The organism is Pseudomonas sp. GD03862 (assembly GCF_029840855.1).
Lineage (GTDB): Bacteria > Pseudomonadota > Gammaproteobacteria > Pseudomonadales > Pseudomonadaceae > Aquipseudomonas > Aquipseudomonas alloputida.
Genome location: NZ_JAOCDI010000050.1, coordinates 13,923 through 39,549, shown reverse-complemented (window position 1 = coordinate 39,549; position 25,627 = coordinate 13,923). Strand labels below are relative to the sequence as shown.

Annotated in this window: 25 protein-coding genes and 1 riboswitch; of the genes, 16 read left to right on the top strand and 9 right to left on the bottom strand. The window is 62.3% G+C overall.

What is annotated here, in order from left to right; genetic code table 11:
- Together N5D53_RS24045 and upp are read right to left on the bottom strand one after the other, a co-directional pair.
- The coding region (locus N5D53_RS24045) for a uracil-xanthine permease family protein (protein ID WP_279840964.1) at positions 1–1,236 on the bottom strand (1,236 nt) is incomplete at its 3' end.
- A 2-nt stretch (positions 1,237–1,238) separates the two neighbouring features.
- Positions 1,239–1,877 (bottom strand): uracil phosphoribosyltransferase, encoded by a 639-nt coding sequence (gene upp / locus N5D53_RS24040; RefSeq protein ID WP_003247366.1) that lies wholly within the window; start codon positions 1,875–1,877, stop codon positions 1,239–1,241.
- Between the two features lie 162 nt (positions 1,878–2,039).
- Between upp and N5D53_RS24035 the strand changes: the two genes are divergently transcribed.
- The 4 genes from N5D53_RS24035 (at position 2,040) to N5D53_RS24020 (ending at position 3,954) form a co-directional block, all read left to right on the top strand.
- A complete protein-coding gene (locus N5D53_RS24035) occupies positions 2,040–2,597 on the top strand; it encodes a hypoxanthine-guanine phosphoribosyltransferase (protein ID WP_010951990.1) in 558 nt (185 codons plus the stop codon).
- Between the two features lie 2 nt (positions 2,598–2,599).
- Positions 2,600–3,073 (top strand): WbuC family cupin fold metalloprotein, encoded by a 474-nt coding sequence (locus tag N5D53_RS24030; protein ID WP_104960778.1) that lies wholly within the window; start codon positions 2,600–2,602, stop codon positions 3,071–3,073.
- 51 nt (positions 3,074–3,124) lie between these two features.
- Positions 3,125–3,595, top strand: a complete 471-nt coding sequence (locus N5D53_RS24025; protein ID WP_003247361.1) for a hypothetical protein — start codon at positions 3,125–3,127, stop codon at positions 3,593–3,595.
- A 68-nt stretch (positions 3,596–3,663) separates the two neighbouring features.
- The gene (locus tag N5D53_RS24020) at positions 3,664–3,954 is read left to right on the top strand and encodes a PA4642 family protein (RefSeq protein WP_003247360.1); all 291 of its coding nucleotides are present in this window, start codon (positions 3,664–3,666) and stop codon (positions 3,952–3,954) included.
- 441 nt (positions 3,955–4,395) lie between these two features.
- Here the strand turns inward: N5D53_RS24020 and mqo are convergent, their stop codons facing one another.
- Positions 4,396–5,904 carry a malate dehydrogenase (quinone) gene (gene mqo / locus N5D53_RS24015; RefSeq protein ID WP_104960779.1) on the bottom strand — a complete coding sequence of 503 codons (1,509 nt, stop codon included), beginning with the start codon at positions 5,902–5,904 and terminating at the stop codon, positions 4,396–4,398.
- A gap of 601 nt (positions 5,905–6,505) precedes the next feature.
- Positions 6,506–6,739 (bottom strand): hypothetical protein, encoded by a 234-nt coding sequence (locus tag N5D53_RS24010; protein WP_014589680.1) that lies wholly within the window; start codon positions 6,737–6,739, stop codon positions 6,506–6,508.
- A gap of 145 nt (positions 6,740–6,884) precedes the next feature.
- Here N5D53_RS24010 and N5D53_RS24005 point away from each other — a divergent pair, with 145 nt between their 5' ends.
- A complete protein-coding gene (locus tag N5D53_RS24005; protein WP_010951995.1) occupies positions 6,885–7,469 on the top strand; it encodes a YajG family lipoprotein in 585 nt (194 codons plus the stop codon).
- A gap of 74 nt (positions 7,470–7,543) precedes the next feature.
- Here N5D53_RS24005 and N5D53_RS24000 read toward each other — a convergent pair whose 3' ends face one another.
- Positions 7,544–7,750 carry a hypothetical protein gene (locus tag N5D53_RS24000; protein ID WP_003247353.1) on the bottom strand — a complete coding sequence of 69 codons (207 nt, stop codon included), beginning with the start codon at positions 7,748–7,750 and terminating at the stop codon, positions 7,544–7,546.
- A 160-nt stretch (positions 7,751–7,910) separates the two neighbouring features.
- Between N5D53_RS24000 and N5D53_RS23995 the strand changes: the two genes are divergently transcribed.
- Positions 7,911–8,171 carry a hypothetical protein gene (locus tag N5D53_RS23995; protein ID WP_104960780.1) on the top strand — a complete coding sequence of 87 codons (261 nt, stop codon included), beginning with the start codon at positions 7,911–7,913 and terminating at the stop codon, positions 8,169–8,171.
- A 35-nt stretch (positions 8,172–8,206) separates the two neighbouring features.
- Here the strand turns inward: N5D53_RS23995 and N5D53_RS23990 are convergent, their stop codons facing one another.
- The gene (locus N5D53_RS23990) at positions 8,207–9,376 is read right to left on the bottom strand and encodes a 1-acyl-sn-glycerol-3-phosphate acyltransferase (RefSeq protein WP_014589682.1); all 1,170 of its coding nucleotides are present in this window, start codon (positions 9,374–9,376) and stop codon (positions 8,207–8,209) included.
- A gap of 122 nt (positions 9,377–9,498) precedes the next feature.
- Between N5D53_RS23990 and N5D53_RS23985 the strand changes: the two genes are divergently transcribed.
- The 4 genes from N5D53_RS23985 (at position 9,499) to N5D53_RS23970 (ending at position 11,626) form a co-directional block, all read left to right on the top strand.
- Complete coding sequence (locus N5D53_RS23985; protein WP_010951999.1) at positions 9,499–9,684, top strand: CPXCG motif-containing cysteine-rich protein; 186 nt, start codon at positions 9,499–9,501, stop codon at positions 9,682–9,684.
- Positions 9,684–9,944: a DUF2007 domain-containing protein gene (locus N5D53_RS23980; RefSeq protein WP_020192887.1), complete on the top strand. Its 261-nt coding sequence runs from the start codon at positions 9,684–9,686 to the stop codon at positions 9,942–9,944. The genes N5D53_RS23985 and N5D53_RS23980 overlap by 1 nt, the downstream gene beginning before the upstream one ends.
- Before the next feature lie 15 nt (positions 9,945–9,959).
- The gene (locus N5D53_RS23975; protein ID WP_064490774.1) at positions 9,960–10,580 is read left to right on the top strand and encodes an SOS response-associated peptidase; all 621 of its coding nucleotides are present in this window, start codon (positions 9,960–9,962) and stop codon (positions 10,578–10,580) included.
- 227 nt (positions 10,581–10,807) lie between these two features.
- On the top strand, positions 10,808–11,626 hold the full coding sequence (locus tag N5D53_RS23970) for a M48 family metallopeptidase (protein ID WP_104960781.1): 819 nt from the start codon (positions 10,808–10,810) through the stop codon (positions 11,624–11,626).
- A gap of 43 nt (positions 11,627–11,669) precedes the next feature.
- On the opposite strand, the gene N5D53_RS23965 is transcribed toward N5D53_RS23970, so the two are convergent.
- From N5D53_RS23965 to N5D53_RS23955, 3 genes are all read right to left on the bottom strand, one after another.
- Positions 11,670–12,251 (bottom strand): TMEM165/GDT1 family protein, encoded by a 582-nt coding sequence (locus N5D53_RS23965; protein ID WP_190870135.1) that lies wholly within the window; start codon positions 12,249–12,251, stop codon positions 11,670–11,672.
- Positions 12,252–12,342: 91 nt separating this feature from the next.
- A riboswitch (yybP-ykoY riboswitch) is annotated at positions 12,343–12,482 on the bottom strand.
- Between the two features lie 39 nt (positions 12,483–12,521).
- Entirely contained in the window at positions 12,522–13,520 is a 999-nt protein-coding gene (locus tag N5D53_RS23960; RefSeq protein ID WP_190869689.1) for a class I SAM-dependent methyltransferase, read from the bottom strand.
- Between the two features lie 54 nt (positions 13,521–13,574).
- On the bottom strand, positions 13,575–14,540 hold the full coding sequence (locus N5D53_RS23955; protein ID WP_010952003.1) for a 2-hydroxyacid dehydrogenase: 966 nt from the start codon (positions 14,538–14,540) through the stop codon (positions 13,575–13,577).
- Positions 14,541–14,833: 293 nt separating this feature from the next.
- On the opposite strand from N5D53_RS23955, the gene N5D53_RS23950 reads away from it, so the two are divergent.
- The 6 genes from N5D53_RS23950 to N5D53_RS23925 all read left to right on the top strand — a co-directional run bounded on the left by N5D53_RS23950 (position 14,834) and on the right by N5D53_RS23925 (position 25,625).
- Complete coding sequence (locus N5D53_RS23950) at positions 14,834–16,516, top strand: fatty acid--CoA ligase (RefSeq protein WP_010952004.1); 1,683 nt, start codon at positions 14,834–14,836, stop codon at positions 16,514–16,516.
- A 331-nt stretch (positions 16,517–16,847) separates the two neighbouring features.
- A complete protein-coding gene (locus N5D53_RS23945; RefSeq protein WP_064490772.1) occupies positions 16,848–18,734 on the top strand; it encodes a DUF1302 domain-containing protein in 1,887 nt (628 codons plus the stop codon).
- Positions 18,735–18,759: 25 nt separating this feature from the next.
- Entirely contained in the window at positions 18,760–20,124 is a 1,365-nt protein-coding gene (locus N5D53_RS23940; protein ID WP_010952007.1) for a DUF1329 domain-containing protein, read from the top strand.
- A 327-nt stretch (positions 20,125–20,451) separates the two neighbouring features.
- Positions 20,452–23,169 (top strand): LuxR C-terminal-related transcriptional regulator, encoded by a 2,718-nt coding sequence (locus N5D53_RS23935; protein WP_190869688.1) that lies wholly within the window; start codon positions 20,452–20,454, stop codon positions 23,167–23,169.
- A 159-nt stretch (positions 23,170–23,328) separates the two neighbouring features.
- Positions 23,329–24,936 (top strand): tetratricopeptide repeat-containing response regulator, encoded by a 1,608-nt coding sequence (locus N5D53_RS23930; protein WP_003247330.1) that lies wholly within the window; start codon positions 23,329–23,331, stop codon positions 24,934–24,936.
- On the top strand, positions 24,933–25,625 hold the full coding sequence (locus tag N5D53_RS23925) for a HAMP domain-containing sensor histidine kinase (RefSeq protein WP_003247329.1): 693 nt from the start codon (positions 24,933–24,935) through the stop codon (positions 25,623–25,625). The genes N5D53_RS23930 and N5D53_RS23925 overlap by 4 nt, the downstream gene beginning before the upstream one ends.
- Positions 25,626–25,627 lie beyond the last annotated feature (2 nt).

The window sequence follows — 25,627 nt, the reverse complement described above, 5'->3', positions numbered from 1 at the left end:
GTCATTACCCGGCAGAATCAGGTTCAGGGCGATAGCCACAATGGCGCACAGGGCAATGCCCTTCAGGCCCCAGTCATCCGGGCCGTCACCGCTGCCGATCAGCACGCCGCCGATACCGAACACCAGTGTCACCGAGACGATCACCAGGTTGCGTGCCTCGCCCAGGTCAATCTTGTGGCGGATCATGGTGTTCATGCCCACCGCTGCGATCGAGCCGAACAGCAGGCACAGAATGCCGCCCATCACCGGCACCGGGATGCTCTGCAGCAGCGCGCCGAACTTGCCGATGAATGCCAGGGTAATGGCGAAGACCGCCGCCCAGGTCATGATCTTCGGGTTGTAGTTCTTGGTCAGCATCACCGCGCCGGTCACTTCGGCGTAGGTGGTGTTGGGCGGGCCGCCGAACAGGCCGGCTGCAGTAGTCGCCAGGCCGTCGCCCAGCAACGTCCGGTGCAGCCCAGGCTTTTTCAGGTAGTCACGGCCGGTCACGCTGCCCACCGCGATCACCCCGCCGATATGCTCGATCGCCGGCGCCAGCGCAACCGGGACGATGAACAGAATGGCCTGCCAGTTGAACGCAGGGGCGGTGAAATTGGGAATTTCCAGCCATGGTGCGGCAGCGATCCTGGCGGTGTCGACCACGCCAAAGGCGAACGACAGGGCAAAGCCCACCAGCACGCCGGAGATGATGGGTACCAGGCGGAAAATGCCTTTGCCGAATACGGCAACGATCAAGGTTGTCAGCAGCGCTGGCATCGAGATCAGCATGGCCGTCTTGTACGGCATCAGTGCCGTACCGTCTCCACCTTTGCCCATCGCCATGTTGGCGGCGATCGGTGCCATGGCCAGGCCGATGGAGATGATCACCGGGCCGATCACCACCGGCGGCAGCATGCGGTCGATGAAACCGGTGCCTTTGATTTTTACCATCAGCCCCATGAAGGTGTACACGAAGCCGGCAGCCATTACGCCGCCCATGGTCTCGGCAAGGCCGAACTGGCCTTTGGCGAGGATGATCGGCGTGATGAAGGCAAAGCTCGAGGCCAGGAACACCGGTACCTGACGACCGGTGACCAGCTGGAATAGCAGGGTGCCAATGCCGGCGGTGAACAGCGCGACGTTCGGGTCGAGGCCGGTGATCAGGGGCATCAGCACCAGCGCGCCGAATGCCACGAAGAGCATCTGCGCGCCCGAAACGACCTGGCGCCAGAGCGGGTCGTTGAAGCCGTCCTGCATGGTCAGGCGTCCTTTTGCTTGGTGCCGAAGATCTTGTCACCGGCATCACCCAGGCCTGGCACGATGTAGCCGTGCTCGTTCAGGCGCTGGTCGATCGAGGCGGTGTAGATCTTCACGTCCGGGTGGGCTTTTTCCACCACCTCGATGCCTTCTGGCGCGGCGACCAGCACCATGGCGCGAATCTCTTTGCAGCCGGCCTTTTTCAGCAGGTCGATGGTGGCAACCATCGAGCCGCCGGTGGCCAGCATCGGGTCGATGATCAGGGCCAGGCGCTGGTTGATGTCCGGCGCGAGCTTTTCCAGATAGGTGTGGGCTTCGAGGGTTTCTTCGTTTCGGGCAACGCCGACGGCGCTGACCTTGGCACCCGGGATCAGGCTGAGCACGCCGTCGAGCATGCCGATGCCGGCGCGCAGGATCGGTACTACGGTGATCTTCTTGCCGGCGATTTTTTCAACCGAGACCTTGCCACACCAGCCGTCGATCTCGTAGGTTTCGAGGGGCAGGTCCTGGGTGGCTTCATACGTCAGGAGCGCGCCGACTTCCTGGGCGAGTTCGCGAAAATTCTTGGTGCTGATATCGGCACGGCGCATCAGGCCAAGCTTGTGGCGGATCAGCGGATGGCGGATCTCACGAGTGGGCATAGGGGAGGGCTCCGAAAGGCGGGCAAAAAAACCGCGCTAGATTAATCTATTCAGCCTGTGCTGTCGTCTGGTCATTCTGGACGTTAGTCCATAAATGCTTGATCTGTGACGAGCGGATGCGTACCTTTGCCCGCTTTTCCAAAATGCCCCCCGGAGCGCGCCATGTCCGCCGATCTCGAGCATATCCGTCAAGTCATGCATGAAGCTGACTGCCTGTACACCGAAGCCGAAGTCGAAGCGGCCATCGCCAAAGTCGGCGAGCAGATCTGCAAGGACCTGCACGACAAGAACCCGGTTGTGTTCTGCGTGATGAACGGTGGCCTGATCTTTTCCGGCAAACTGCTGACCCACCTGCAGTTCCCGCTGGAAGCCTCGTACCTGCACGCTACCCGCTACCGCAACCAGACCAGCGGCGGCGAGCTTTTCTGGAAGGCCAAGCCGGAAGTGTCGTTCATCGACCGTGACGTGTTGATCGTTGACGATATCCTCGACGAAGGCCACACCCTCAGCGCCATCATCGAGTTTTGCAAGCATGCCGGCGCCCGCTCGGTGTACACCGCTGTGCTGATCGACAAGGACCACGACCGCAAGGCAAGCCCTGACCTCAAGGCCAACTATGTGGGCCTGCCTTGTGTCGATCGCTATATCTTCGGTTACGGCATGGACTACAAAGGTTACTGGCGCAACGCTAACGGCATCTTCGCCGTAAAGGGGCTGTAACCGTGCGCCAGCCTGCGTTCATCGACCAATCGCTGTTCGCCGGGCTGGCCGAAAAGGCCGCTGCCAACCCGCGCGGGCGGCAGCACCATAACTTTCACGCTATGGAAGAGCCCTGCCACCGCATGGCCGTCGGGCTGCAACCGGGCACCTACATTCCGCCGCATCGCCATTTGAGCGCCGACAAGGCTGAAACCTTGATAGCGCTCAAGGGGCGTTTTGGCCTGTTGATCTTCGATGAACAAGGCGCGGTGACTGACAAGCGGGTGCTGCAGGCCGGTGGCGACTGTCTGGGTGTGGATCTGGCGCCTGGTACCTACCATGGCTTGGTGGTGCTGGAGCCTGACAGCATCCTGTTCGAGTGCAAGGCTGGGCCATACCGACCAGTGGGCGAGGGCGAGCACGCACACTGGGCGCCGCGCGAGGGTGAAACCGGCGTGACCGATTACCAGGCCTGGATGCGCGCGCAGTTCGATTGATATCGGCTGCACCCGGCATGCTAGAGTGCTCCTTCATACAAGGAGCCTCACATGCGTGCGATTCTTCCCCTCCTGCTTGCGGTCAGCCTGCCGCTCGCTGCCGCACCGCTGCACAGCCAGTTCCTGCCTCCTGATGACCAGTCCCTGCGCCAGGAAGCACCGACCAGCCAGCAATTGCTGCAAGTGACTGACTATTCGGTGGTCGTAGGGGCCCAGCGCCAGTCCGATCAGCAGCCGATCCCGATCACATCGTCGTTGCAGGTGCGCCTGAAGGGCAAGCCGCTGAGCAAGGGCGCGACCATTGCCCAGGTGCTGCTGACGTTCGATGGTGAAGCGGCCAAAAGCCTGAAAAAGCCTGTGTATGACGCTAAAACCCGCACCTTGAGCCTGAATTACCCGGTCAGCAACTACCGGGTGGTCATGGACCTGCTGCGTAACGAAACCCTGTACGTGCAGTTTCTGACTTATGGCAACGGCCACATCTGGGCCGACTTGCACACCGGGACGGTACGTACGCGTTGAGGCGCGAAGCCTGCGGGGGGTAAACTGCCGGCCTTCGAAATTCCGTGATGGTCCAGTTGGAGTCGGCAATGCGTAAAGACAAGAAACAGGTAATCGGTGACGAAATCAGCGACGACTACATCAAGTCGTTCCTTCAGTTCGAGCCGGCCGATGGTGTGACTTCGCCGTCGCTGCACAAGCTGGTCAAGGCCTACCGTGGCCTGCGCGTGGACGACTTCGAGCGCTTTGTAGGCTTCTTCGTCGAAGCTGGCCTGGACCTGGACGGCAAGGACGAGCACGGCAAGACCTTCGTCGAGCAGATTGCCGACCAGCGCAATGCCCCTGAGTACATCGAGATCATCGATAAAGCCCGCGGCTGATCTGTAGCCAGTGCCGGCCTCTTCGCGGGCGCGCCCGCTCCCACAGGAGTCGCGCCGCACCTGCGGGCATTACCGAACCTGTGGGAGCGGGCATGCCCGCGAAGAGGCCGGTACAGGCTGATCAAGCGCCAGGCACAAAAAAACGCCCCGAGGGGCGTTTTTGCGTTTCAGGCCGGCTTAGGCGTAATAGACCTTCGTCGAGCAGATTGCCGACCAGCGCAATGCCCCTGAGTACATCGAGATCATCGTAAAGCCCGCGGCTGATCTGTAGCCAGTGCCGGCCTCTTCGCGGGCGCGCCCGCTCCCACAGGAGTCGCGTCGCACCTGCGGGCATTACCGAACCTGTGGGAGCGGGCATGCCCGCGAAGAGGCCGGTACAGGCTGATCAAGCGCTAGGCACAAAAAAACGCCCCGAGGGGCGTTTTTTCGTTAGCGGGCGGTTCAGGCGTAATGCTTGGCCGCCGGGCTGCTTTCTGCCAGGTCCAGGGCCGCGTCGTTATCGGCACTGATCTTGTGGTACAGCGCAGCATCGGTTGCCAGGGTCTTCTCGCGAGCCGGGAAGATTTCCTTGAGCTTGGCAGCCCAGGCGCCCTTGGCCTGCTCGGGGAAGCAGCGCTCGATCAGTTCCAGCATGATCGATACGGTTACCGAAGCACCCGGCGATGCGCCGAGCAGTGCAGCCAGGCTGCCGTCCTGGGCCGAGACCAGCTCGGTACCGAACTGCAGCACGCCGCCTTTTTTCGGGTCTTTCTTGATGATCTGCACGCGCTGACCCGCCACTTCCAGGCGCCAGTCTTCGGCCTTGGCCTGCGGATAGAAACGACGCAGGGCTTCCAGACGCTGCTCCATCGACTGCATCACTTCGCTGACCAGGTACTTGGTCAGGTCCATGTTGTCGCGGGCCACGGCCAGCATCGGGCCGATGTTGCCCATGCGCACCGACAGCGGCAGGTCCATCAGCGAGCCGTGCTTGAGGAACTTGGTAGTGAAACCGGCATACGGGCCGAACAGCAGCGAAGTCTTGCCGTCCACGACGCGTGTGTCCAGGTGCGGCACCGACATCGGCGGGGCGCCGACAGCGGCCTGGCTGTAGACCTTGGCCTGGTGCTGCTTGACGATTTCCGGGTTGTCGCAACGCAGCCACTGGCCGCTGACCGGGAAGCCGCCGAAGCCTTTGCTTTCCGGGATGCCGGACAACTGCAGCAGCGGCAGGGCCGCGCCGCCAGCGCCGAGGAAGACGAAGCGGGCGTCGACTTCACGGCTGCCGCCGCTGTTGACGTCCTTGATGCTCACGGTCCAGCCGCTGCCGTTACGGCGCAGGCCGACAACCTTCTTGCTGTACTTGACCTGCGCGTCCGGCGAGTCGCTCAGCAGCTTGAGCAGCTTGTTGGTCAGTGCGCCGAAGTTGACGTCGGTGCCTTTGGCCACGCGGGTAGCGGCGATGTGCTGGTCGGCCGGGCGGCCAGGCATCATCAGCGGCATCCAGTCGTTCATCACGGCCTTGTCTTCGGTGTATTCCATCTCGGCGAAGGCGTGGTGCTGCTTGAGCAGCTCGAAACGCTTCTTGAGGAAGGAAACACCCTTGTCACCCTCGACGTAGCTCAGGTGCGGGACAGGGTTGATGAAGGCACGCGCCGAGCCGAAGTTGCCCTTCTTGGTCAGGTAGGCCCAGAACTGGCGCGAAACCTCGAACTGGGTGTTGATGTGCACGGCCTTCTTGATGTCGATGCTGCCATCGGCGGCCTGCGGCGTGTAGTTCAGCTCGCACAGGCCGGCGTGGCCGGTGCCTGCGTTGTTCCAGGGGTTGGAGCTTTCCGCGGCCCCGGAGTCCATCGCCTCGACGACCTCAAGCTTCAGGGTCGGGTCAAGCTCCTTGAGCAGTACGGCCAGGGTGGCACTCATGATGCCCGCGCCTACCAGTACCACATCAACCGATTCGTTCTGCGCCATTTAACGCGTCTCCACAATCTACAGCTACCTAATTGACAGCATAGGACCTGGGTTTGCCAGGGTCGCCATGTCCGACTTTTCGCAGTTCTTGCAACTTCCGCGGACACCGCCAATCAGTCTTCGGGTTCGTGTATTGAACGCCGTTTGCCACAGGTGCGGCAATTCGACTTATGGTCAAGGTGTCGTGCGTGCGTTATGGAACGGTTCAGACACTCATACGGGATGAGCGCATCTGCCGCCTGTTCAGGGCTGTTCGGGACACATCTGCCGCTTTTGCACATGCCAGACTGTTCATTTGCTCGCCACACTCTTGTGAAGTTGTGAAAACCGTTTTTTCACGCTCTTTTGGAGACGTGAACCTCAAAAGGGGACTGCGCGATGGCAACCCGCAGGTTCATGCAGTGTGAAGGGCCGGAAAAAGCAGGCACGACAGCCGATGCAAGACCTGAGTGGAAGGCTCTCTGTGGGCGAAGCGGTGAAGTTGCCGGGGTCAATCGGCGAGTGCGGGGCCCGATCAGGAGACGTCCTTATAATCGGGGGGAGATTATAGCGATGTCGCGGGCAGAAATGTCGCCATTCGTGGTTTTTATTGCAGCGTTTGTCAGGCAGCGAGGAGGCGCTGGTGCCAACGGCGGTTTGCGCGGGCGCAAACCCGGGCTTCGATGGGCAGCTCGCGGCCCAGCCAGGCCAGCTGAATTTCGCTGATCTGCACCCAGTCGATGCCGCTTGGTGCCTGGCTGCATTGCTTGAACGCCAGGCATTTGCCATCCGCGTCAAGGCGGGCATAAGCGTTGTAGCGCGGCCGTTGGAAGAGCTGAGTCCAGAGCGAGGTCATGGCGGCGAGTCCTTTGCGTTAGGGCTTGGCGCAAGGATAAGGGTGTGGCGATGAAACGATTGTGACAAGCGGGCCGGGCCGATGACTGGTCTGTGCCTGGCTAGGTATACTGTGGGCCTTTGCCGCATTTTCTGGAGAAACGCGCATGTTGCAACGTCTGTTGTTCGGTTTGATCGCCGTGGCCAGCCTTAGCCTGGTCGGTTGTGCCCACAGCCCGCAACAACTCAACCCGCAACCCACGCTCAAGGCCCAGCTGGCCCCGGTCGGTCATGGCCAGCCGGTGGTGGTCCGGGTAGTTGATGGCCGGCCTTCGCAGTCCCTGGGTACCCGCGGTGGCATGTACCCCGAGACCAGCACCATCAGCGTCAGCGGTAATGACGTGGTGCCCAAGCTGCAGGCTCAGGCTGAAGCGGCTGTGCGCCTGCTCGGCTTCACCCCGACCCCGAACGCCGGCAATGCGCCGCAGCTGACCGTGACCTTGGCCGAGCTGAAGTATCAGTCGCCGAAAGACAACCTTTACGTGACCGAGGCCACCATCGGCGCCACCTTCCGCGCTGATGTGACCAATGGCGGCCGCCGTTACAGCGGCCGTTATGGCGCTTCGCTGGACCAGCGTTTCGGCATGGCGCCGAACCAGGACACCAACACCCAGCTGGTGGGTGATGTGCTGAGCGATGCCCTGACCCGCCTGTTCAAGGACCCGAGCATCGGGCAGGTGCTGGGTCAGTAAGCTTCAGGTGGTGCAAGAAAACCCGCTGCCTGAGTGACAGGCAGCGGGTTTTTTGTTGTCTGGCCGGTACAGATCTACGCCGCTTCTATGTGGAAATCCAGCAAGCTGAACCCAGTGCCGGCATCCACTTCGGGCAAGTCCTCATGCACATGTCCGCCAAGCGCACAGTAGACCAGCCACTGGCGGTCCTGCACGTTGATGGCAAAACCATCGATCAGCGCCTGTTGTTCATCGCTCTGGGCAACGAGGTAGAGGCGGTCCTGGTTTTCGGCGTGCAACATGAAAAAGCTCCGGGTCATCAAAAGGTCGACAGGGTCGCCTGTATGGATGACGAGCGGATGACAGATGAAATTTAATGACAGTTTGTCGCCAAGGCCGGGCGCCACGGTGCGACTTGGGTAGAATGCTGGCCTTTGCCACTGCTCACACCGAGGTTGCGTGATGTCCTTGCAAGTGCTCTGGGGGTTCCTGGCCGCCCATCCCACCAAGCTGATCAACCTGCTGGCGCTGCTGCTGACCTGCCCGGGCGGTTTGCTGCTGCACAGTGCGCGGCGGCGTGAGGCCGAAACCCGCCAGTACATGGCAGTAGACGACGGGGTAGTGGACGCTTTCGACCTTCGGGTGCCGAAATACTTCTACATTCTGGGCTTTTCGTGCCTGGCGATGGCGCTGCTGCTGTCCTGGTTCAGCACCTGGATCTGAGCACCATCGGGGCTGCAACGCAGCCCCAAACCTGATCAGGCTACAGGTGCCTGCTGCCTGACCTGATACTGGTTGCGCACCGGCGTCGCATACTGCAACACCAGGTATGGCCGCTGCTCTTGCGGGCAGGCATCCAGGCGCCGTTGCCATTCTTCCTTGGCCTTGGCCAGCTCATCCGCCGGGAACACCTTCTCGGCGCTTGGCACCTGCAGGGCTTCGTCCTTGCCCTCCCACATCGCATATGCCAGGTAATGCACCGGGAACAGTCGGTAGCCCCCCAGAATCTGCCGGTCAATCTCTGCCGCCAGCTGTTTTGTGTCTTCGTGGTACTCGGTTACCGGCGGCGCGAAGTTGATGTGGACTCGGCCCTTGTAGCCGGTAATGCCTTTGGCAATGCTGTTGTCATCTTCGCCCGGCGCCTTCTTGTAGGTGCCGGTAGTGGCGCGGATGTACAGCTCGCGGGCCTTGGCCTGGTCGCACGGGTCGTATTCGTAGCTGATCGACACCGGGGTCAGGTTCAGGCTCTGGATCACTGCACCGAACGGTTCGTCCTTGCGGCTCATGTGGAACATCTTGAGGATCGCCGAGTCGGTACGGTCGTCACCGTCCTTGGCCCGACCTTCGGCCTGGGCGATCCAGATCGAGGTGGCATCGTTGCGGATCGAGTGGTTGATGTAAGCCGACAGCAGTTGGTAAGCAGCCAGTTTTTCGCGCCGCCCGCTGATCGAACGGTGCACGATGAAGCTCTTGTTCAGGCGCATCATGTCGCTGACAAAGGGCTTTTGCAGCAAGTTGTCGCCAATGGCGATGCGCGGCGTGGGCAGGCCGGCGTGGTACACCGCATAGTTGACGAAGGCCGGGTCCATGACGATGTCACGGTGGTTGGCCAGGAACAGGTAGGCGGTGCCGGCCTTGAGCTGTTCCACTCCCGAGTAGGTGACGCCGTCGGTGGCGCGATCGATGGTCTGGTCGACGTAGTACTCGACTTTGTCCTGCAAGGTCGAGACACAGGTAACACCGGCGAATTCCTTGCGCAGGCGGCGTGCGATCAAGGGCTTGAGCAACCAGCCGAGAGCGCCGGCCGCCCGTGGAAAGCGGAAGTGGGTGAGGATATCGAGGAATGCCGGGTCGCTGAGCAGGCGTGCCAGAACGGCAGGGACCTCAGCGTCGTCGTACGGTCGGATGGCATCGAATTCGCCCATCATGCTCTCTTGTTGGAAACGGCTAGGGTAATAAGGTAGGGACGGGCTCCGAAAAACGGCTCGGACGCACACAGACCCTGTAAACAGACCGGCAATTATACGCATAAGTCACTGCGGAGGCCGCGATGCTGGAAACCGACTTCTATGATTGCCCTTATTGTGGCGAACGTGTGGAAACTACCGTCGATCTGTCTGCGGGCGACCAGGTTTATACCGAGGATTGCCAGGTGTGCTGCCAGCCTGTGGTGTGCATTCTGCAGGTGCATGGTGACGAATGGATGCTTGAAGTCCGCCGCGAGGACGACACCTGATGCAGCGTATCTACGAACCGGAAAGCCTGCTCGAGGCGCAAATGCTGGCAGGCATGCTTGCCAGCGAGGGGATCGATGTACACGTGGTCGGCCGTGACCTGGTCGGTGCCGCTGGCGAGCTGCCCTTGCAGGGCCTGCTGGGGCTCGTCGTGGCTGATGAGCAGGCCGAATGCGCACGGCAGCTGATCGATGCGTACAATGATGCCCAGCCACTGGTTGGCGACGAACCGGAGAATGTCCCCGGTACCTTGATCTGCTAGGTTCTGAATTCGCCCATGTGTGGACGTTATGCCCTGTTTCGCTGGCCCCAGGCCCTTGCCAGTCTGCCGGGCTTTCCCGTCGGCCAGCCGGCCCAATGGAATATATCGCCTGGGGCGTCGGTGCTGATCCAGCGTCAGCTTGACGGCCAGCAGCAACTGGCCAAGGCGCGCTGGGGGTTGACCCCGGCCTGGCTCACCGACCTGTCCCGCACCCCTGCCCATGCCCGCGCCGAAACGCTGGCCGAACAACCGATGTTTCGCGATGCATTTCGTCAGCGTCGCTGCCTGATGCCGGCCAACGGCTTTTACGAATGGCGTGGCAGCGTGCGCAAACGCCCGTACTGGTTGACCCCGGGGGAGGGCGCGTCGCTGTACTTTGCGGCGGTGTGGGAGGCCTATCCGGTGCAGGACCAGGTATGGCTGAGTTGCGCGGTGGTGACCCAGGCGGCCATGAATCAGCGTCGGCCGCTCATCCTCGACGAAGCGGGGCAGGCGGCCTGGCTTGACCCGGACACGCCGATTACCCGCTTGCACGAGCTGCTGGCCAGCCCACCGGCGACGCTACGTGAGCGGGCCTTGGCCAATTTCGTCAATGACCCGAAGCTGGATGCGCCGGAGTGTCTTACCCCGGCTTGATGGGGGGCTGTGCCGGCCCTTTCGCGGGCAAGCCCGCTCCTACAATGATCGTGTTACCCCTGCTGTAGGAGCGGGCAAGCCTGCTCGTACCCACGGTCGTGTTACCCCTGTAGGAGCGGGCTTGCCCGCGAAGAGGCCGGTTCAGGCGACGAAAATCTTCCCTGCGGCTATGGCAGCCACTGGCGACTCGGCCTAGGATACGGCGCATGTGGATAGGGAGTGTTTTCATGCGTAAGTCTTTTGTCGTCAGCCTGCTGAGCGCTGGCATTCTGTTGGCCGGCTGCCAGGCTGTGAATACCACCAGCGGCGGTGCTGTTGGCGTCGAGCGCCAGCAGTACATGTTCAGCATGCTCTCGACCGATGAGGTCAACCAGATGTACGCCCAGTCGTATCAGCAAACCTTGGGTGAAGCATCGAGCAAGGGTGTGCTCGACAAGTCCAGCGCCGATGCCAAGCGTGTGCAGACCATTGCCAACCGCCTGATCGCCCAGGCGCCCAAATTCCGCCCGGATGCCGCGCAGTGGGACTGGCAAGTCAACGTGATCAAGAGTGACGAGCTGAACGCCAACTGCGGCCCGGGCGGCAAGATCATCGTCTACACCGGGCTGATCGATCAGCTCAAACTCACCGATGCGGAAATTGCCGCAGTGGTGGGGCACGAGATTGCCCACGCCTTGCGCGAGCATAGCCGCGAGGCCATGTCCAAGGCATACGGTGTGGAAATGGCTCGCCAGGGTGCCGGTGCCATCTTCGGCCTCGGCCAGAGCAGCATGGCCATGGCCGACACGGTGGTGAACTACGCCATGACCTTGCCCAACAGCCGGGCCAACGAAAACGAGGCCGACCTGATTGGCCTGGAGCTGTCGGCCCGTGCCGGCTACGACCCGAATGCCGCGATCACCCTGTGGAACAAGATGAGCAAGGCTTCCGAAGGTGCACCGCCTGAGTTCATGAGTACTCACCCGGCGTCCGCGAGCCGCATTGCTTCGCTGCAGGCGGCGATTCCGAAGGTGATGCCGCTGTATCAGGCTGCAGCCAAGCCGTAAATGCCTGAATCCAGGGGCTGCATGGCAGCCCCTGATGTGCCCTTTACCCAATCCAGCCACTGGCCTTCATTGCCGAATAGACGGCCACGATCGCCAGCACGAAGAACGCCGTTGCCGCCAGGCGGCGAATCAGCGTCAACGGCAGTTTGTCTGCCGCGAAGTTACCCGCCAGTACCACCGGAACGTTGGCAATCAGCATACCCAGGGTAGTGCCAATAATGACCATGATCAGGTGCGGATACTGCGCAGCCAGCATCACGGTGGCGACCTGGGTCTTGTCGCCGATTTCGGCCAGGAAGAACGCAATCAGTGTCGTCAGGAACGGCCCGAACCGGCGCGCCGGGTTCTCGTCGTCATCCATTTTGTCCGGCACCAGGGTCCACAGTGCGGTGGCGGTAAAGCTCGCGGCCAGGATCCAGTGCAGCGCCGATTCGCTGAAGAAGCTGCCGACCCAAGCCCCCACGGCACCAGCTGCAGCATGGTTGGCCAGGGTGGCGGCGATGATGCCGGCGATGATCGGCCAGGGTTTGCGGAAGCGGGCAGCGAGAATGAGTGCGAGCAGTTGCGTCTTGTCGCCGATTTCGGCCAAGGCAACGATAGCGGTGGGGACCAACAGAGATTCCAGCATCAGGATTCCTACGGGGGCGGGTCGACACGGCTATGACACGTACAGCCTCCCCGCCCCGGGTAAGGTGTGCGTGTCATAGGTCTTGTCAAACCCTCGATCCGTCTATGCGGATCTCGCCATGCAGGCGTGCATGGTGGGTCGCACGCGCCATGGTCTGTGGACCAAGTATGTTGACGCGTACCGGGCGAGCTGGGTGCTCGCGGGAGACTACTCCCCTAGGACGGTGCGGATTCTGCCTAGGCAAAACGCTTTCGGCAAGCGCTGTTTTTATCCGAGAGTTGCCTGGTAGATGCGGAAACCGTCGGCCTCGTCGCGTACCTGGCAGTTGCCCAATGCCCCTTCGATCAGTGGCTGGTAGCGCAGGAAGCTGTTGGCCACCAAGCGCATTTCGCCACCTTTTCGCAGATGAACGGCCGATTTTTTCAGCAAGTTTTCTGAAGCTTGATAGTTGGTATGAACGCCGGTGTGGAAAGGCGGGTTACTCAGGATAAGGCTCAGTTCGGTTGGGGCTGCGTCAATGCCATCGCCGCTGATCACTTCGCCTTCCAGGCCGTTGGCAGCCAGCGTCAGGCGGCTGGCGGCCACGGCGAAGGCATCCACGTCCAGCAAGGTCACCCGGCTTTGTGGGTAACGGCGTTTGAGCGTGGCACCCAGTACCCCGGCACCGCAGCCAAAGTCCAGCATGTGGCCACCGGGCAGTCCGTCAAGATGCTTCAGGAGCAGGGCGGTACCTCGGTCGAGTCGGCCATGGCTGAATACCCCAGGCAGGCTGACCACCTGCAGCGGGCCGTCTTCCAGGGCCAGCTCGAAGCGCTCGGCCAGGCTTTCCAGCGGTTTTGCCTGCGGCGCCTGGTCGATGGTCACTTGCCACAGCTGGCAGTGCCGGGCGCTGTCGAGCTTGCGTGGCTTGCCAAAGGCCTGCAACTGCTTGGCCGCACCCTCGATGCCACCGCGCTTCTCGCCGACCAGGTACAGCTCGCGGCCAGCCAGGCGCGACGCCAGGGCGTTGAGCAGATAGGCGGCCAGCTCGCGGGATTTGGGCAGGAACAGCACGGCGCTGTCGAATGCTGCTTCAGGTGCCTCGACGCCGTAATGGCTGCGGCCTGCGAAGCGGCTTTCGAGCATGGCCTGATCGCCGGCATGCCAGGTCCAGGCCTGGGCCTGAGGCAACTGGCCGAGCAGGTCGTCGGCGGGGGCGCCGGCGATCAGCAGCGGCCCCTGAAACAGCTCTGCCTGACGGAGCAACACTTCACTGCGCGGGTCCATGGACGACGTCTCCTGGAAAAAAGTGGCGCAGTGTAGCAGAGGCGGGCGCCTGGCTCAGCTGACCACGCGGCGTGGCTGCCCGGCGAAGAAGGCCTGGGCGTTCTCGCTGAGCTGGCCGACGATGCGCTGGCGCGATTCCACGGCACCCCAGGCGCTGTGCGGGGTGATGATCAGGCGCGGGATGCCGGGCTCCAGCAGCGGGTTGCCGTTGACCGGCGGCTCCACGCTCAGCACGTCGGTCGCCGCGCCGCCCAGGTGACCACCGCGCAGGGCATCGGCCAACGCCTGTTCGTCGATCAGGCCGCCACGGGCGGTGTTGACCACCAGTGCGTTGGGCTTGAGCAGGGCCAGTTCGCGGGCACCGAGCATATGCCGGGTGTGCTCGTTCAGCGGGCAGTGCAGGGTCAGGGCATCGACTTGCGGCAGCAACTCGTCCAGCGGCAGCCGGTCGGCGCGCTCCGGACGGCCAGGGATCTGCCCGCTCAGTACACGCATACCGAAGGCTTCGGCCAGCCTCGCCACTGCGCCGCCCAGTTCGCCGTGGCCGAGCAGGCCGAGGGTTTTGCCCTCCAGTTCGACGATAGGAAAGTCCAGCAGGCAGAACTGGCTGGCCTTGGCCCACTGGCCATCGGCCACCGCCTGGTTGTAGTCGCACAGCCGAGTGGCCAGGGCCAACAGCAGGGCCAGGGTATGCTGGGCGACAGACGGCGTGCCGTAGCCCTGGCAGTTGCACACGGTGATGCCCTGGGCGCGGGCGGCAGCCAGGTCGACATTGTTGGTGCCGGTGGCGGCCACCAGGATCAGCTTCAGTTGCGGGTTGGCGGCCAGGGTTGCGGCGTCGAGCATGACCTTGTTGCTGACCACTGCCACGGCGCCCTGCAAGCGTTCCGCGACTTGTTCCGGGCGGGTGGCGGCGAACAGTTCGAACTGGTCGAACTGCTGCTTCAGGGGCGAAAGGTCGAGGTCGCCAAGGTCCAGGGACTGGTGATCGAGAAACACGGCGCGACGCGGGCTGGGCATGAAGATCTCCGGTGGCAGGGAGGGATAAGGGCGTTGTGGCCATTTGCGGGCATGCCCGCGCCCACAAGGTCACCACAACCCTTGCAGGAGCGGGCTTGCCGGCGAAGAGGCCCTCGGCTTCGGTGCAAACCTGAAGCCGCCGCCGCAGTGTCTAGCTCAACCTTGCTGCCCGTCAACGCCCGCCACTCATACCTCTGCCGCGCAAATCATTCCTTCGGCTGATTTGGCCGTCACATTGGCGAACTACAGTAAACCCAGACTTGTCCGGCCCGCTTTTCAGAAAAGGGATCCCCATGTTGCAGACACGCATCATCAAGCCCGCCGAGGGCGCCTATGCCTATCCATTGCTGATCAAGCGCCTGCTGATGTCCGGCAGTCGCTATGAAAAGACCCGCGAAATCGTCTACCGCGACCAGATGCGGCTGACGTATCCACAGCTCAACGAGCGCATTGCCCGCCTGGCCAATGTGCTGACGGAGGCCGGGGTCAAGGCCGGTGACACCGTGGCGGTGATGGACTGGGACAGCCATCGCTACCTGGAATGCATGTTCGCCATCCCGATGATCGGCGCTGTGGTGCACACCATCAACGTGCGCCTGTCGCCCGAGCAGATCCTCTACACCATGAACCATGCCGAAGACCGCGTGGTGCTGGTCAACAGCGACTTCGTCGGCCTGTACCAGGCCATCGCCGGGCAGCTGACCACTGTCGACAAGACCCTGCTGCTGACCGATGGCCCGGACAAGACTGCCGAACTGCCCGGTCTGGTCGGCGAGTATGAGCAGCTGCTGGCTGCTGCCAGCCCGCGCTACGACTTCCCGGATTTCGACGAGAACTCGGTGGCCACTACCTTCTACACCACTGGCACCACCGGTAACCCCAAGGGCGTGTATTTCAGTCACCGCCAGCTGGTGCTGCACACCCTGGCCGAGGCCTCGGTCACCGGCAGTATCGACAGCGTGCGCCTGCTGGGCAGCAACGACGTTTACATGCCCATCACCCCGATGTTCCACGTGCATGCCTGGGGCATCCCCTACGCTGCCACCATGCTCGGCATGAAGCAGGTGTACCCGGGGCGCTACGAGCCGGACATGCTGGTCAAGCTTTGGCGTGAAGAGAAGGTCACCTTCTCCCACTGCGTGCCGACCATCCTGCAGATGCTGCTCAACTGCCCGAATGCCCAGGGGCAGGACTTCGGCGGCTGGAAGATCATCATCGGCGGCAGCTCGCTCAACCGTTCGCTGTACCAGGCCGCCCTGGCGCGCGGCATCCAGCTGACCGCCGCGTATGGCATGTCGGAAACCTGCCCGCTGATCTCCGCGGCACACCTGAACGATGAACTGCAGGCCGGCAGCGAGGATGAGCGCGTCACTTACCGTATCAAGGCCGGTGTGCCGGTGCCGTTGGTCGAAGCGGCCATCGTCGACGGCGAAGGCAACTTCCTGCCCGCCGATGGTGAAACCCAGGGCGAGCTGGTACTGCGTGCGCCGTGGCTGACCATGGGCTACTTCAAGGAACCGGAGAAGAGCGAGGAGCTGTGGCAGGGCGGCTGGCTGCACACCGGTGACGTCGCCACCCTCGACGGCATGGGCTACATCGACATCCGCGACCGCATCAAGGATGTGATCAAGACCGGTGGCGAGTGGGTTTCCTCGCTCGACCTGGAAGACCTGATCAGTCGCCACCCGGCCGTGCGCGAAGTGGCGGTGGTGGGGGTGGCCGACCCGCAGTGGGGTGAGCGCCCGTTTGCCCTGCTGGTGGCACGTGACGGCCACGATATCGACGCCAAGGCGCTGAAGGAACACCTCAAGCCATTCGTCGAGCAAGGTCATATCAACAAGTGGGCGATTCCAAGCCAGATCGCCCTTGTTACTGAAATTCCCAAGACCAGTGTCGGCAAGCTCGACAAGAAACGCATTCGCCAGGACATCGTCCAGTGGCAGGCCAGCAACAGCGCGTTCCTTTCCACGTTGTAACCATTGTGCGGGTCGCGCACGTCAGAGCGTGACCCGCATGCTAGAGAGCCCGCCGCCTTGCCAAACGACAGAAATGCGCCATCCTTGAGCACTACCAGCCCGCAACCGAAGCAAAACTGCAGCGAGTTGGTGGCATGGAGCGCAAATCACACTTTAGAGGGATCAAGCGCCTGTGCCTGCTGGCTATAGTCGGGGCCAGGGGATTTTCAGGAATGGGGGAGGGCGACATGCGCAAGCTGTGTCGCCGCAGGTGCAAGCCTGCAATCCGGTCGCTCGGGCCGTTCTTGAAAGGACTCACTGCCATAACAAAAAAGTACATGGAGTAGCGTCGATGAAATCTGCAAACCTGTTCTGGCGCCGGGCCAAGCTGCCCTTGGCCGTCAGCCTTGCTTCCACGCTCGCAAGTCCTGCTTTCGCTGTCAGTTTCAACATTGGTGAAATCGAAGGCCAGTTCGACTCGTCGCTCTCCATCGGCGCCAGCTGGTCGACGGCCAACCCCAACAAGAACCTGATAGGGGTGAACAACGGCGGCAAGGGCCTGTCACAGACATCCGACGATGGCCACCTGAACTTCAAGAAGGGCGAAACCTTCTCCAAGATCTTCAAGGGCATTCATGACCTGGAGCTCAAGTACGGCGACACCGGTGTGTTCGTGCGCGGCAAGTACTGGTACGACTTCGAACTGAAGGACGAAAACCGCGAGTTCAAGGACATCAGCGACTCCAACCGCAAGGAAGGTGCCAAGTCGTCCGGGGCCGAGCTGCTCGACGCCTTTGTCTACCACAACTACTCCATCGGCGATCAGCCTGGCTCGGTGCGTTTTGGCAAGCAGGTAGTGAGCTGGGGCGAAAGTACCTTCATCGGCGGCGGCATCAACTCGATCAACCCCATCGACGTGTCGGCGTTCCGCCGTCCCGGGGCCGAGATCAAGGAAGGCCTGATTCCGGTCAACATGTTCTACATCTCGCAGAGCCTGACCGACAACCTGTCGGCCGAGGCCTTCTACCAGCTCGAATGGGACCAGACGGTCGTCGACAACTGCGGCACCTTCTTCTCCCAGCCGGACATCATTGCCGACGGCTGTACCGACAACTTGCGCGTGCTCAATAGCAGCCGCACGGTGCCGGGCGCTGCGCAGCAGTTCCTCGCCACGCGGGGCGTGGACATCAACGAAGAGGGTGTGATGGTGCGCCGTGGTGCCGACCGCGATGCGCGTGACAGCGGCCAGTTCGGTGTGGCCATGCGCTATATGTTCGAGCCGTTGGACACGGAGTTCGGCGCCTACTTCATGAATTACCATAGCCGTGCACCCATCTTCAGTGCCACAGGGGCCCCGCCGTCCGTGTTCGCCGGGCTGAGCGCCCTGCCTGCGCAGCTGCGCGCATTGGCGCCTCTGATCGTGGCGGGTAATTCCGAGTACTTTGTGGAATACCCCGAGGACATCCGCCTTTATGGCTTGAGTTTCTCCACCACGTTACCCACTGGCACCGCCTGGAGCGGCGAAGTCAGCTACCGCCCCAATGCGCCAGTGCAGCTCAATACCACGGATATCCTGTTCGCCGGTGTCCGTCCCATTGGCGGGGCGTTGAGCAACGCATCGTTGCTGACCGGTACGCCGGGGCAAGACCTGCATGGGTATCGCCGTAAGGAGATCACCCAGTTCCAGACCACCCTGACCCATTTCTTCGACCAGGTGATGGGTGCCAGCCGGATGACTGTAGTCGGTGAAGTGGGTGTTACCCATGTCGGCGGCCTGGAGAATGCCCACGATACCCGCTACGGTCGCGACCCGGTGTTCGGCCCAGGTCCGTTGCCATCCACCGGTGGCGCCGATACCTGCCAGGCGCTCAATGGCAGCACCATCGCTGGCGCCGGTGCGGGGGCGTCCACCGCCAACCTGAACCGCAAATGCGAGAACGACGGCTACACCACCAGCACTTCCTGGGGTTACCGCGGCCGTGTCATCTGGGACTACAACGACGTATTCGCGGGTATCAACCTGAAGCCGAGCGTGGCCTGGTCGCATGACGTGTCCGGTTATTCGCCTGGCCCTGGCGCCAACTTCGAGGAAGGCCGCAAGGCTGTCAGCCTGGGCCTGGACGCCGAGTACCAGAACACCTATACGGCGAGCCTGTCGTACACCAACTTCTTCGACGGCAAGTACAGCACCGTGGATGACCGCGACTTCGTCGCCCTCAGCTTCGGCGTGAACTTCTAAGCATACAGATCCAGGACGACACGACATGAACAAGACCAGAAGTCTGCTGCAAGCCGGTGTGCTGGGCCTGTCCCTGCTGGCGACCAGCGTCATGGCTGCGGTATCCGCCGACGAGGCGGCCAAGCTGGGCAGCACCCTGACCCCGATGGGTGCCGAGAAGGCCGGCAACGCCGACGGCTCCATCGGCCCGTGGGAGCCGCTGTCGAAGACTGCAGGCAGCGTCGACGGCAAGGGCTTCCTGTCCGACCCGTACGGCAGTGAAAAACCGCTGTTCACCATCACGGCGCAGAATGCCGACCAGTACAAGGACAAACTCTCGCCCGGCCAGTTGGCCATGTTCAAACGCTATCCGAACACCTACAAGATCCCGGTGTTCAAGACCCATCGCGGAGCAACCGTCCCGGCCGATGTGTTCGCTGCCATCAAGGAAAACGCCACCAAAACCACCCTGGTGGAAGGCGGCAACGGCCTGAGCAACTTCCGCACGGCGGTGCCGTTCCCGATCCCGAAAAGCGGCCTTGAGGTGATCTGGAACCACATCACCCGCTACCGCGGCGGCAGTGTCAGCCGCCTGGTGACCCAGGCCACGCCGCAGCAGAATGGCTCGTTCAACCCCGTGTACTTCTCCGACCAGTTCGTCTTCCGCGACAAGATGAAGGACTACGACCCGAACAACCCAGGCAACATCCTGTTCTACTTCAAGCAGGAAGTTACTGCGCCTGCGCGCCTGGCCGGGACTGTGCTGCTGGTGCACGAAACCCTCGACCAGGTGAAGGAGCCGCGCAAGGCGTGGATCTACAACGCCGGCCAACGCCGTGTGCGCCAGGCACCGCAAGTGTCGTATGACGGCCCGGGTACCGCCGCCGACGGCCTGCGTACGTCGGACAACCTGGACATGTTCAACGGTGCACCGGACCGTTATGACTGGAAGCTGGAAGGCAAGAAGGAGCTGTACATCGCATCGAACGCCTTCAAACTTGATGATCCTAAGCTCAAGTATGCCGACATCATCAAGGCCGGGCACATCAATCAGGACCTGGCCCGTTACGAGCTGCGCCGCGTCTGGCACGTAGTTGCAACCCTCAAGCCAGGCCAGCGGCACATCTACGCCAAGCGTGATTTCTACATCGACGAGGACACCTGGCAGGCTGCAGTGATCGACCAGTACGACGGCCGTGGCCAACTGTGGCGCGTGTCCGAGGCCCATGCTCAGCCTTATTACAACGTGGAAGTGCCTTGGTACACCCTGGAAGCCATCTACGACCTGCAGTCCGGTCGTTACCTGGCCCTTGGGATGAAGAACGAAGAGAAACGTGCCTACGACTTCGGCTTCAGTGCCAGCAAGGCCGATTTCCAGCCCGCAGCGCTGCGTCAGTCGGGTATTCGCTAAGCTGAAATCACTGAACGCCGTGTGATCCCCAGAACGCCCCGGCTCGCCGGGGCGTTTCTATTTCCTGAACCGGCCTCTTCGCGGGTGAACCCGTTCCTACAGGTTCCGCGGTAGGAGCGGGTTCACCCGCGAAGAGGCCGGGCAAGGCAATAAACCTCCTGAATACCTCTCCAAACCCCCGCCCCAGCCCCTGTCCATCAGCCATGTTGCTTTTTGTCGCAGTCTTTTCTGCGCCTATTGCGCCCATCATCTTCAAATGCGCAGCGTTAACGGCTAGTCTCGCAAACATCCATACCGCCGTTGTCTTCCAACCAGAACGAGCCGGCCATGACAGATCTGTCCCGTACCCATGGATTCGCAAGTCAGGCCCTTGGCCTGCGGGACGGGCGTTTCTTCCGGCCGCCGCTGCCGGACGGCCATGTACCGCGCCTGCGTTTGTGCCAGCGGCTGGAGGCCGGTTTGGGCGGGCGGCTGCTGCTGGTCAATGCGCCGGCGGGTTTCGGCAAAAGCTCCCTGGCCATCGAGTTTTGCGAAACACTGCCCGAGCACTGGCGCAGCCTGTGGCTTGGCCTGAGCCAGCGGGAGGCTGACCCTGGCCGCTTCCTTGAGCGCTTGCTTGAAGGCCTGCAGCAATACTGCCCGGCACTGGGCGGCCAGGCCATGGGCCTGCTGAAAATGCGCCAGCGCCACCAGCCGTTTGCCTTTGAAGAGTGGCTTGACGGCCTGCTCGACGAGCTGGCGCTGTACCTGCAGGCTGATACGCCGCTGCTGCTGGTGCTGGACGACTATCACCTGGCCCAGGGGCCGGTGCTCGACCGTTGCCTGCAGTTCTTCCTCAATCACCTGCCCCCCGGCCTGGTGTTGCTGGTGACCAGCCGCCAGCGGCCAGACTGGCACCTGGCGCGCCTGCGCCTGTCCCGGCAGTTGGTCGAGCTTAACGAACAGGACCTGCGCCTCACCGCGGATGAGTCGCTGGCGGTGCTCGGTCGCCAGCCTACCGGCCTGCGCGGCCAGGCACTGGACAACCTGATCCAGCGCAGCGACGGCTGGGTGGCCGGGTTGCGGTTCTGGCAGTTGGCGGCCAGCGACAGCGCCGACGAGCAAGCCTTGCCCCAGGCGCTGCATGGTGGCGAGGGCCTGATCCGCGACTACCTGCTTGAAGAAGTCATCGACAGGCTACCTGCGGACGTGCAGGCCTTCCTGGACGAAACTGCCTGCCAGGAGCGTTTCTGCGCTCCGCTTTGCGATGCGATGCGTGGCCGCCACGACAGCGCCGCCGTCCTGAGCTTCCTGCAGGCGCATCAGGTGTTCCTTGTGCCGCTGGACGAGCATGGCCACTGGTTCCGCTATCACCATTTGTTCTCCGACCTGCTGCGCAGCCGCCAGGCGAGCGAATCGCAGGTCGCTCTGCATTTGCGGGCCTGCCGCTGGTTTGAAGCTCAAGACCTGCTGGACGAGGCGGTGGAGCAGGCTTTGCGTGCCGGCCACCTCGATGTTGCCGCCGACCTGGTGCAAAGTCTGTCCGAGGAGCAACTGCTGGCCGAGCAGAATGTCGGCATGTTGCTGCGCTGGAAGATGGACCTGCCCGACAGTCTGTTGGTCAGCACGCCGCGGCTGATCGTGCTGTACAGCTGGGCGTTGGGGCTGGCTTGCCAGCTGGATGCTGCCGAGGAACTGGCCGGCTACCTCAGTCGCTTTCTGCCCGCGCCTTCGGCGACTGCGCAAAAGTCGATGCTGGCCCAATGGCTGGCACTCAGTGGGGTCATTGCCCGTGGCCGTGGCGACCGCGAGCGCACCCTGGCCTATTGCGGCGAAGCGCTGCAGAGCCTGCCGAGCAAGCGCTATGGCCAGCGGCTGGTGTGTTTGTCGACGCTGTCCAACCTGGCCATTGCCGATGGTGACTTCTGGCGGGCCCGAGGCTGGAACCGCGAGGCCCTGGAGCTGGCCCAGCGGGTCGGTAACCCCTTGTTCGAGGCGCTGGCGCATTACGATCGGGCGCGGGTGCTGCATGCCCGTGGCGAGGTGCTACGTGCGCTGGACGAAGTGCGCCAAGGGCTGCAACGTCTGCAAGGGCTTTCGGCGCAGCGGCTGTATGCCGTGCGTGCGCGGCTGACGCTTTATGAAGGTTACCTGCTGGTCTCGCGTCTGCAGCCGGCGCAGGGCCGCGCGCGTTTGCGCGCGGGGCTGGGCGAGGCGCGAGCGTGCCGGGACATCAGTGTGCTCATCGGTCATTGCGTGATTGCCACGCTCGATGGCCGGGAAGGTCACTTTGCCGAGGCCTTTGCCGAACTGGCCGAGGCCGAGCGCTTGATGCACATCTGGGATGTGCCCCCGGTCTACTACCTGGCCATGATTACCCTGGTCAAATGCGAACTGTGGCTGGCCCAGGGGCGTACTGACCTGGCGGAGTCCTGGCTGCAGCGCCTGGGCCAGACCTATGGCGGCGAGCAGCCGGCGGCGGCACCGGAGTTCCATCCGCTGCTGCCGTTGCACATTGCGTTGCAGCAGGCAGCGCTCGATCGCATCCAGTTGCGTAGCGACGATGCCGTGCAACGCCTGGCATGCCTGGTAAAGCGCGGCCAGGACAGTGGCGGCATGATGCTCGCCGTCAGCGCCCTGAGCCAATGGCTTTCCCTGCTGTTGGACGAAGGCAAGGAAGGGCAGGCCGCGCAGTTGCTGCCAAGCTTGCTGGAAGCGGCGCATGGCGGTGTGATGCAGCCGATGCAGCCACTGCTGGAAAAACACCCGCAATGGCTTCATGAACAACTGCAGGCAGGTGCCGCTTGCCCGGTTCAGGCGGAACTGCTCAAGCACCTGCCGCCAGTGCCAATCGCCAGTACGGGCAACGGCGAAGCGCTGAGTGGCCGCGAAATGGCTGTGCTCGAACTGATTGCCCAAGGTTGCTCCAATCAGCAGATCAGCGAACGGCTGTTCATTTCCCTGCACACGGTGAAGACCCACGCCAGCCACATCAACAGCAAGTTGGGCGTGGAGCGGCGCACCCAGGCGGTGGCCAAGGCCAAATCCCTGGGGTTGCTGGCGTGATACTGGCCCTGTAGGTCATTGCTCGTTAAAGTGATGGCCTGACGCCATATTTTCTGGCCGACAATGCTCTACCCTCATCTTTCCCGACCAGCTGCCGATACAGCGATCGGTGGCATCGCCTCGCGCGATTTTTCAATCATTCCAAGGCAGGTCGTGTTGATGCTGCAGTACGGGCAAAAGAGCTTTCTGATCGTCGACGACTTTACCGACTTTCGTACGTCGACCCGTTCCATGTTGCGCGAGTTGGGCGTGCGCGACGTGGACACCGCTGACAGCGGCGAGCAGGCGCTGCGCATGTGCGCGCAGAAGCGCTATGACTTCATCCTGCAGGACTTCCATCTGGGTGATGGCAAGAAGAACGGGCAGCAGGTGCTTGAAGACCTGATCATCGACAAGCACATCAGCCATGAGTGCGTGTTCATCATGGTCACTGCCGAGAGCAGTCAGGCGATTGTTCTCAGCGCCATCGAGCACGAGCCTGATGCCTACCTGACCAAACCGTTCAACCGGGTTGGCCTGGCCCAGCGTGTCGAGAAACTGTTCCAGCGCAAGACGTTGCTGAAGCCGATCCTGCAGGCGCTGGACCGCAACCGTCCGGCCGAAGTACTGGCGGCCTGCGCCGAGCTGTGCAAGAAGGATCCGCGCCTGGCACCCTTGTGCTTGCGCTACCGGGCCGATGCCCTGCGCAACCTCAACCGTTTCGAGGAACTGGAAAAATTCCTCAAGGCCATCCTGGCCAGCCGTCCGCAGCCTTGGGTATATGCCGCATTGGGCGCACTGATGCACAAGCGTGGTCAGAATGCCCAGGCCCAGGGGGTATACGAGCAGGCGCTCAAGGCGTTCCCGATCATGCCAGGCCTTTACGATGGCATGGCCGAGGTGCTGGTGGCTCAGGGGGATACCCGGCGCGCGCAGAACTTGCTTGAAGAAGCCGTGCGCCTGTCGCCTTTGTCGGTGCGTCGGCAGTCGACGCTGGGCAAGCTGGCGCTGGAGAACGAAGACTTCGAGAGCGCATCGAAGGCGTTCCGTCATGCGGTGAACCAGGGGCAGAGTTCGCGCTACAAGGATGCCGAAAACAACCTTGGCCTGGTGCAGGCGTTGATGAGCAAGAATGCAGGCTTCGGCCTGGACGCCCGTACCCGGGTCGAGATCAACACCACGCTCAGCGAAGTGGCCAAGGAAAACCCCGAGGACCAAGGCTTGCAGGTGCGTGCGCGGATGATGAAGGCTGCCAGCCTGCAGCAGGCCGGCGACCCGGAAACGGCCGGAAAGCTGACAGAACAGGCGATTCAGCGTCTGGACAAGATGAACCAGTTCTTCTCGGTCGATTCGGCCCTGACTGTCGCTGCGCAATTGCAGGCGATGGGGCAGGAAGCCGCCGCCATCGGCGTGCTGAAGAACTGTGTGGAAAGTTATGGCGATGACCCCAAGGTCATGGAGAAAGTGGGCAAGCTGACGGATGACCCCAGTGTGCTCAACGCCATTACCGAAGCGGTCACCCTCAATCGGCAGGGTGTGCGCAGTTACCAGGGAGGGCAGCTTGGCGAGGCGTTGCAACTGTTCCGAAAGGCATTGGGTTTACAGCCGAAGAACATCAGCATCGCCCTCAACACCGCCCAGGCGCTGCTGCGCATCGGTGGTGACAACCCTCAGCCTGCGATCATGCAGGAGTGCCGCGACGCCTTGACCAGCGTGGCCGGGATCCCTGCCAGCGACAATCGCTATGACCGTTACCGCAAACTGCACATCCGAGTGTTCGGCGCATGAATCAAGACAATCAGGGGCTGGATTTTTCCACGGTGATCGCCTCCACCGTGCACGACCTCAAAAGTTCGTTGTCGGCGCTGATCCAGTCCCACAGCCAGTGGGTGGAACGCTTGCCCGAGGAACTGCGCGGCGGTGCCGAACAGGGGATCATGGAGCATGAATTTCGTCACCTTAACGGCATGCTGGTGCAGTTGCTGGGCTTGTACAAACTGGGTGTGAACCAGTTGCCGGTATGCCCGGATTACCATGAGCTGGATGATTTCATCGAAGCCCAGCTGGCGGCGCACGAGGAAGTACTCAAGCACAACGACATTCTCGCCACCTGGCGTATCGACACCGACAACCCGCTGGGTTTCTTCGACCGCGAACTGGTGGCCTCGGTGATCTCCAACGTTATCACCAACGCCACCCGCTTTGCCGGGCACGCCTTGCTGATCACCATCGAAGAGGCCGATAACCAGTTGGCCATTTGCGTCAATGATGACGGCCCGGGTTATCCAAAGCACATGCTTGAGCGCCAGGAGGAGTACATCCAGGGCATCGACTCGACCAGCGGCAGTACCGGCCTTGGGCTGTATTTTGCGGCGCGGATCGCCGCGTTGCATGAAAGCGGCGGGGTGCGCGGGCGGATCGAGATCTCCAACGGCGGGGCGCTTGGGGGTGGGTTGTTCAGGTTGTTTTTACCTTGAGG

What these genes read in the sequence shown, in the direction of transcription:
- N5D53_RS24020 (WP_003247360.1), top strand. Translation starts at nt 3,664, where the DNA reads ATGCGTAAAGACAAGAAACAGGTAATCGGTGACGAAATCAGCGACGAC.
- N5D53_RS23925 (WP_003247329.1), top strand. Translation starts at nt 24,933, where the DNA reads ATGAATCAAGACAATCAGGGGCTGGATTTTTCCACGGTGATCGCCTCC.
- N5D53_RS24000 (WP_003247353.1), bottom strand. Translation starts at nt 7,750, where the DNA reads ATGTTGCACGCCGAAAACCAGGACCGCCTCTACCTCGTTGCCCAGAGC.
- N5D53_RS23970 (WP_104960781.1), top strand. Translation starts at nt 10,808, where the DNA reads ATGCGTAAGTCTTTTGTCGTCAGCCTGCTGAGCGCTGGCATTCTGTTG.
- N5D53_RS23935 (WP_190869688.1), top strand. Translation starts at nt 20,452, where the DNA reads ATGACAGATCTGTCCCGTACCCATGGATTCGCAAGTCAGGCCCTTGGC.
- N5D53_RS23995 (WP_104960780.1), top strand. Translation starts at nt 7,911, where the DNA reads ATGTCCTTGCAAGTGCTCTGGGGGTTCCTGGCCGCCCATCCCACCAAG.
- N5D53_RS24025 (WP_003247361.1), top strand. Translation starts at nt 3,125, where the DNA reads ATGCGTGCGATTCTTCCCCTCCTGCTTGCGGTCAGCCTGCCGCTCGCT.
- N5D53_RS23930 (WP_003247330.1), top strand. Translation starts at nt 23,329, where the DNA reads ATGCTGCAGTACGGGCAAAAGAGCTTTCTGATCGTCGACGACTTTACC.
- N5D53_RS23960 (WP_190869689.1), bottom strand. Translation starts at nt 13,520, where the DNA reads ATGGACCCGCGCAGTGAAGTGTTGCTCCGTCAGGCAGAGCTGTTTCAG.
- N5D53_RS23955 (WP_010952003.1), bottom strand. Translation starts at nt 14,540, where the DNA reads ATGCCCAGCCCGCGTCGCGCCGTGTTTCTCGATCACCAGTCCCTGGAC.
- upp (WP_003247366.1), bottom strand. Translation starts at nt 1,877, where the DNA reads ATGCCCACTCGTGAGATCCGCCATCCGCTGATCCGCCACAAGCTTGGC.
- N5D53_RS23945 (WP_064490772.1), top strand. Translation starts at nt 16,848, where the DNA reads ATGAAATCTGCAAACCTGTTCTGGCGCCGGGCCAAGCTGCCCTTGGCC.
- N5D53_RS23985 (WP_010951999.1), top strand. Translation starts at nt 9,499, where the DNA reads ATGCTGGAAACCGACTTCTATGATTGCCCTTATTGTGGCGAACGTGTG.
- N5D53_RS24010 (WP_014589680.1), bottom strand. Translation starts at nt 6,739, where the DNA reads ATGACCTCGCTCTGGACTCAGCTCTTCCAACGGCCGCGCTACAACGCT.
- N5D53_RS23950 (WP_010952004.1), top strand. Translation starts at nt 14,834, where the DNA reads ATGTTGCAGACACGCATCATCAAGCCCGCCGAGGGCGCCTATGCCTAT.
- N5D53_RS24035 (WP_010951990.1), top strand. Translation starts at nt 2,040, where the DNA reads ATGTCCGCCGATCTCGAGCATATCCGTCAAGTCATGCATGAAGCTGAC.
- N5D53_RS23975 (WP_064490774.1), top strand. Translation starts at nt 9,960, where the DNA reads ATGTGTGGACGTTATGCCCTGTTTCGCTGGCCCCAGGCCCTTGCCAGT.
- mqo (WP_104960779.1), bottom strand. Translation starts at nt 5,904, where the DNA reads ATGGCGCAGAACGAATCGGTTGATGTGGTACTGGTAGGCGCGGGCATC.
- N5D53_RS23940 (WP_010952007.1), top strand. Translation starts at nt 18,760, where the DNA reads ATGAACAAGACCAGAAGTCTGCTGCAAGCCGGTGTGCTGGGCCTGTCC.
- N5D53_RS23990 (WP_014589682.1), bottom strand. Translation starts at nt 9,376, where the DNA reads ATGATGGGCGAATTCGATGCCATCCGACCGTACGACGACGCTGAGGTC.
- N5D53_RS24005 (WP_010951995.1), top strand. Translation starts at nt 6,885, where the DNA reads ATGTTGCAACGTCTGTTGTTCGGTTTGATCGCCGTGGCCAGCCTTAGC.
- N5D53_RS23980 (WP_020192887.1), top strand. Translation starts at nt 9,684, where the DNA reads ATGCAGCGTATCTACGAACCGGAAAGCCTGCTCGAGGCGCAAATGCTG.